8 protein-coding genes and 2 pseudogenes are annotated in these 5,966 nt (G+C 45.4%); 2 read left to right on the forward strand and 8 right to left on the reverse strand.

The genetic code is table 11. The annotated features are described in order from the left end of the window. On the forward strand, window positions 1-81 hold an 81-nt coding region (locus IQ211_RS17490), incomplete at its 5' end, for an IS1 family transposase (RefSeq protein ID WP_228011593.1). 54 nt (window positions 82-135) lie between these two features. Here IQ211_RS17490 and IQ211_RS17495 read toward each other — a convergent pair. From IQ211_RS17495 to IQ211_RS17530, 8 genes and pseudogenes are all read right to left on the reverse strand, one after another. After that, a complete protein-coding gene (locus tag IQ211_RS17495; RefSeq protein ID WP_189761202.1) occupies window positions 136-432 on the reverse strand; it encodes a type II toxin-antitoxin system RelE/ParE family toxin in 297 nt (98 codons plus the stop codon). 162 nt (window positions 433-594) lie between these two features. Then, window positions 595-942, reverse strand: a pseudogene (locus tag IQ211_RS17500) (phage portal protein); the annotation flags it as partial. Beyond that, complete coding sequence (locus IQ211_RS17505) at window positions 932-1,093, reverse strand: hypothetical protein (RefSeq protein WP_189761201.1); 162 nt, start codon at window positions 1,091-1,093, stop codon at window positions 932-934. The pseudogene IQ211_RS17500 and the gene IQ211_RS17505, both read right to left, overlap by 11 nt. Next, the gene (locus IQ211_RS17510; RefSeq protein WP_189761200.1) at window positions 1,090-2,826 is read right to left on the reverse strand and encodes a terminase large subunit; all 1,737 of its coding nucleotides are present in this window, start codon (window positions 2,824-2,826) and stop codon (window positions 1,090-1,092) included. Before IQ211_RS17510 ends, IQ211_RS17505 begins: the two co-directional genes overlap by 4 nt. Window positions 2,827-2,829: 3 nt before the next feature. Next, window positions 2,830-3,300, reverse strand: coding sequence for a phage terminase small subunit P27 family (locus IQ211_RS17515; protein ID WP_189761199.1), 471 nt, complete (start codon window positions 3,298-3,300; stop codon window positions 2,830-2,832). Between the two features lie 191 nt (window positions 3,301-3,491). Then, window positions 3,492-3,838, reverse strand: a pseudogene (locus tag IQ211_RS17520) (HNH endonuclease). Window positions 3,839-3,930: 92 nt separating this feature from the next. Continuing rightward, complete coding sequence (locus tag IQ211_RS17525) at window positions 3,931-4,650, reverse strand: PP2C family protein-serine/threonine phosphatase (protein WP_282885602.1); 720 nt, start codon at window positions 4,648-4,650, stop codon at window positions 3,931-3,933. Then, a complete protein-coding gene (locus IQ211_RS17530; protein WP_189761198.1) occupies window positions 4,647-5,426 on the reverse strand; it encodes a serine/threonine protein kinase in 780 nt (259 codons plus the stop codon). Before IQ211_RS17530 ends, IQ211_RS17525 begins: the two co-directional genes overlap by 4 nt. A 285-nt stretch (window positions 5,427-5,711) precedes the next feature. Here IQ211_RS17530 and IQ211_RS17535 point away from each other — a divergent pair. Beyond that, on the forward strand, window positions 5,712-5,966 hold a 255-nt coding region (locus IQ211_RS17535; RefSeq protein ID WP_193836427.1), incomplete at its 3' end, for a helix-turn-helix domain-containing protein.

Raw genomic sequence — 5,966 nt, forward strand, 5'->3', positions numbered from 1 at the left:
AAAACATTAGGCTATTCAAAATCACCGGAAATGCATGACAAAGTCATCGGGACTTTTATCGAAAGAGAATATTATATTTAAGACCAATCAACATTTTGAATACGTGACCCAAATTTTTTTGGTTCTGTTTTCATGTTAAAATCCCCATTCTATCGCGAGTTGTTTAGCTTTCTTTATATCGGCCTGCTGGCTGCTTTTATCTCCGCCACAGAGTAATAGTATTATTTCGTTATTTTTATGAGCAAAGTAGACACGATAGCCCTGCTCGTAATGTATTCTGAGTTCCGAAACGCCGTTTTCCACCGGTTCAACATCACCAAAATTTCCTTCTTCCATTCTCTCAATTCTGATTAAGATCTTGGCTTTTGCTATCCTGCCTTTTAAGGATTTTAACCATTTTTCAAAATCTTGAGTCCTTTCAATGGTTATCATGCTCATTCCTCATTATTGTATATAAATAACGCAGTTCGTCAACTACAGTTAACACTCCAACACCATCAGCAATAAAAAAGGACAACATGATTCAGACGAGTATCAGGTCAGATCCCGTCATCAGCATAATCTTGCCATAGCCGAGGGCAATTTGAACGGGATTACCCACGAGTAACCATTCCCCCAGCCGAGAATATGGCGCTGTTTCAGCTCCCGCCATTTATAGCTGGTCTGCCAGAGTTTCGGCTCATCATGCACCAGGTAAAACACCGGATGGTCACGAGCCATTTCCACCGATTGCCCCGCCTTGCGCATCACATGCAACGGCATCTGAGCGACCGACGAGGACAATACATAGATACAGGCATACACGGCGGCCAGTTTCATGGCGGTTTCGGGACTGACATACACATCCGCATTGAACAGGCCGTCATGATCCGCCGCTTCGGTCGTCAGCGGGGTTTTGGGGTTTTCCAGCGGTTCACTGCGAAACAGGGCATCAAGCAGCATGTTTCCCCCTTCTGGCGACCGCCAGCGCATAGGTAATCAACAGACCGCCACCAATAATTAAGGTATTTGCCAGCCCGTATTTCAGGTAACAACCCGCCAGTACCGCCCCGACACCCGTCAGGGCAGTGATATCAATCAGTAACTTTTTCATAGGAATAGAATTTCTTCGTCAGGGTCCAGAGAGGAAAGAAAGTCGGAACCACCGCCGCCATTCACCATCTGGCGTGATTTGACAGTAAACAGGGCGAACGGACCGTCAATTTTGTTTTCCGGTGTCGATTTGTTCGGGAAGATATTGTCATTCCTGTCCGGTTTTACCGTCACGTTTGACATCATCCAAGCCATCATCGGATTGTGATCGTGGTGAAATTTGCCGGAATACACATCGGCCTGTACTGTTTTCATGGATTCAGACATGTTTTTCACCGTCTGCGCCGCTTCCACCAGCGGGATACCCTCTTCCGCCAGGCGGCGGGAGAACTGAACGGCACTCCACGGGTCAAAACCAAGTTCACGCAAATCCTCACCTTCACACCACTCCAGAATGTCAGCTTTGATAATGTCGTGATCGATAACCTCACCGTCCGTCAGTTCCAGATAACCGGCAGCGCCCCATTTACGGTACAGCTCTGCAATGTGCTTAGGTGCAGTTTCTATCCGGCCTTCCGGTAACCAGAATTTGCACTTAATATGAGTCTGCCCGCGATTATCTTCGTACACTTTGATCGCGGCAGTCACATCGATTTTGTTTGACAGATCCACGCCGACCCAGACCGGATATTCCTTCAGTTCATCATCCGGTGCGTTCTCAGGGCAACTATCCCACTTCCCAGAATCCATCCAGACGGACTCCGCATTAACCCACATATTGAGGTGTTTGGTCAGAAAGTTAGGTCGGGCGGCAATCTGCTCTTTTGCCTTCTTCGCCAGGCGGCGCATATCATCAAAGCGCTTACAGGCACCCAGCCCCGGATTGGCTTTTATCCAGATACTTTCATCGAACGGGTCATCACCTTCATCCGGCGTGTAAATCGCCGCGAAAAAGGTGTCATCATCCACCACGCCCCGCACCACCTTGATAGCGTAATCCCGCAGTTCGTAACAAATTCCCTCACGGTTAAACCCCGACGTGGTGATCGCAAACAGCAGTGACTGTAGGCGGGCACCGGTCGCGGTTTCCAGCACATCCCATACATCACGGGTTTTGTGCGCGTGGAGTTCATCGACAATACCGCAGTGAATATTGAGACCATCCAGATTGTTGGCATCACTGGACAGTGGTTCAAACTTGGATGCGGATTGTTCCTGATAAATCGCGAGCTTATTAAATTCAAGCAACCGGCCCAGTGTCGATTTCGCCTTTTTGAGCATGTTTTTCGCATCCTCAAACACGATACGCGCCTGATCGCGGGTTGTGGCCGCCGAGTAAACCTCTGCACCACCCTCACCGTCAGCGCCGGTCATATACAGACCGATACCGGATGACAGTGTGGATTTAGCGTTTTTGCGCGCTACCTCGTTATATGCTGTCCGGAACCGGCGAACCAGCACCGGCTCACCATCATCATCGTACTGAACCTCTCCGCTCAGTTCATCAACCAGCGGAACCACAAAACCAAAAATGTTAATCAGAATAAAGGTATGCCACGGCATCAGCTCAATAGGCTTACCTGCCAGCGCTCCTTTGACATGCGGGATAAACTGGTAAAAATCCAGAATATGCTGGGCGCGTTCTTCAATGAAAAAGATGTCGCGCTCAGGCCCACGATCCAAATCATCAAGAAACCGCTGACACGCCAGGCGTATCAGTTCGCCCGTAACTATTTCTCCGGCGACCACCTGTTCGGCGTACCGGATCCCATCTGCTACTGCTACGGTTGCCATTCATCATTTGCTTTTTTTCAGAAATGCCTCGAAAGGGTCTTCTTCGGCTGGTGTGTTAATCGTTACCTTCGAGCGGGCTGCCGGTGTCATACCAAATTCACCGAGCATCGCCCGGATCCGTTTCCAGGCATCCGCTTTCATTGCCGCTGCTGGGTGCGCTTTTATCAGCGGTCCGCCTTCACTCTGTGTTGTGTAGGTGTAACCTTCTTCATCCAATGTGTCGCAATGCTGTCTGTATTCGGTGTATGCCTCGATCAGCAATTCCAGCGCTTTGGCATCCATCGAGCTCATGACGCCCAGTGCGTCGAGTTCCTCCCCGATCCGTTTGAACCAGTATTTCCTCTGCTTGGTAAAATGCTTCGGCGTTGGGGGCACCCCTGAAGGTGGTTTCGGTTCTTTTTTATTAATCGGCCGTTTTGATGGGTTCCCCCTGACCAAACGCAGGTGTGACGGGGTTTTCGGTGGTCCCGACATAATCGTTTTCTCCTATTGATACCCATCCGGGGATCCCGGAAAAAAGTTTTCTAACCTGCGACGATGTGAAAAGAGGCAAGGCGGCGGTCCTTAAGGGTGAGAGTGGCAGGGATTTGACCCGCCCTCCCTATGAGTGGCTATGACTCACGCGATGATTGCATTGAGAAAATAATATTCTCTTTACTTATACCTCATCGTAGTCTCTCCGTGGCTGTCTTACGTTTATGGCAAGACCAGCTAATTGCAGATTAGGTAGTTCATCCGTGCCACCCTGTGCCTTGGGTGTGATATGGTCAACGGTCACACCTGTTGTCGCTCGCCCCTCACGTAAGCATTGCTGGCACAACTGTTTATCCCGTTGCTTAACACTGGCGCGTAACCTGTCCCACTTGCTGCCATAGCCGCGTTCATGTCGGTTCTTGCCTTGCTGGTGAGTCTGCCAGCCTGTGTGCAGATGGTCAGCACAGTAACCTGAGCGGTCGGTGGTGGTCTTGGGGCAGCCACGTTTGCGGCAGGCTCTGGGGATGCGAGGTGGCATGTTCTGACCTCCATAAAACAGAAAACCACCAGCTATTAACTGATGGCTATTAAGAATATTGTAATCGAGTTGTCATTAATTTTTGATTAATACTATATTTTTAGCTTAATACCCAAAAAGGTATAATCGTCAATTATATCTTTCTCTATTCGACGCCTCAAGCTTGCAGAAAATGCCGATGGTAACGCCATTGTTCTTTCTGAAAATCTAGGTCTTAACTCCCAGTGTTTGTATGCACCATCCGACATTAATGTCAGAATGACATCATTTCCATTACTGATATCTTTGATGTCTTTAACTAAGATATCAAAATGTAATTCAATATCATTAGATAAGGCTGATGTAAGGATAGTAGAAAGTCTCTCTTTATGATTCTTTAAGTTCCGCATGCTATGCTCACCAGAATCCAAGAGTTCTTGAAATTTTGTATGATCTTTAGTTAATTGAACTAACTTATTCCCATTTTTAAAGTAAAGCCGACAATCTCCTACATGCCCTATATAAACCTTGGTATTAACTACATGCACGATAGTGAGTGTAGTTGCAACGCTAAAATCAAAGTTATCTATAGCCTGCTTAGCCTGTGAAAACGCCTTTTCTATACTAAAATTCGGCTCTGTTAATGCGTTTTGAATTGCTTGTATTGCATACTTTGATGCCAAATTCGCTTGTTCAGTCGAACCAACTCCATCGGCTACTGCAAATACAATATTTGAATCACTATCACAAGTAGGAGGCAAGAAATAATCTTCATTTATAGCTTTGCCTTTTGCAGCAGCGCTAAAGCAGGACATGTCAACTATTCTATTCACGGTGTTACCCCCATAGCTCTACAAAAATCAAGTAATAACTCATTAGCGTCTGCATATCTATTTTCAGGCCAATGCGCCCTACATTTTGATATGACGTCTTTTAACTTCTGGGGAAGGTTTTTTGAGTACACGTCGTTAATGACCTGACCTATAGCAAAAATATCAGACTGATTTGAAAACAACCCGCTCTCTGTTATTTCTGGGGCTCTATAACCGTCAGTTCCTATCCCATTTGGTTGAAATTTTGTTTTTACCTCAGCTCTGACATGATTTAAATCTTTCACTAATCCAAAATCACTGATTTTGTATCTTCCATCACTGTATTTTAGAATATTAGCTGGCTTCAAATCGCGATGAACATAACTATTGTCGTGTATTGTTTTAACACCCTTAATTATTTGTCGCACCGCCATAATTTTTTCTTCCGCGGACATCCCGATCTTAATGGCTTCCAATAAGTTAGCTTCGGCCTTCTCCATAATAAAGTAAGGCTTGTCTCCTGCGGTGTTAAAAAGCACTATAGGTGCTATAGAGTCATAATCAATTATGTTCAATGTATATTGAGTTTTAATTTCAACCAGAAATCTCTCTCTTAAGTCAGCAATTTCTTTTATAGCTGTTTTATCATTTTCAGGAGAAGGTGAGAAATATTTTCTAGCATACCTTCGCGAGTGAGTCATTCTTAAATTGTGTACATTAACTTCATACACTTCACCGAAACCACCACGTCCGAGCCTGTCTAAATCCTCAATAAAGTAATTACCACATCGATCCACACTAAATCCTCAGATAAGAAGCTACGGAATTATGAGCGCTATAACTAATCAGAAAAATCAATATTTATAAGTTGTAGCTTCATAATACTAGGCTTAGTGAGCATAGAGAATAATTAATTTAATAATATGCTGAATTTTGACTATCTTCAGAGTTTATACTTCCTCTTTTTCTCTGATGAAACTCTATATGCCTTTTCAAAATGATAGGAGTATCAAAGAAACTCAGTCCAATTTTTGCGAGTTTTGATTTTCCAGAAACAAAAAAGCAAAAAGAAGGACTGAGTTATGCCTATCCTACCACCAATCCCCCGTAATGAGCGGCGCCAGATGAAAAAAATGGCACAAAAAACACGCGATAAAAAGTACGCCATCCGGCTCCTGTCCATTCTTATGGCTCTTCAGGGAAAGCCGGTCTATCAAATCGCTGAGGTACTTTGTACTGCACAATCTTCAGTATGGCGCTGGATAAAACGCTTTAAAACTTACGGCTGGATAGGCTTACAAAGTCGACCGGCGGGACGCCCTCGCCGATGGCACTTA

This window comes from Xenorhabdus griffiniae, from assembly GCF_015163655.1.
In the GTDB taxonomy this organism is placed as follows: Bacteria; Pseudomonadota; Gammaproteobacteria; order Enterobacterales; family Enterobacteriaceae; genus Xenorhabdus; species Xenorhabdus griffiniae.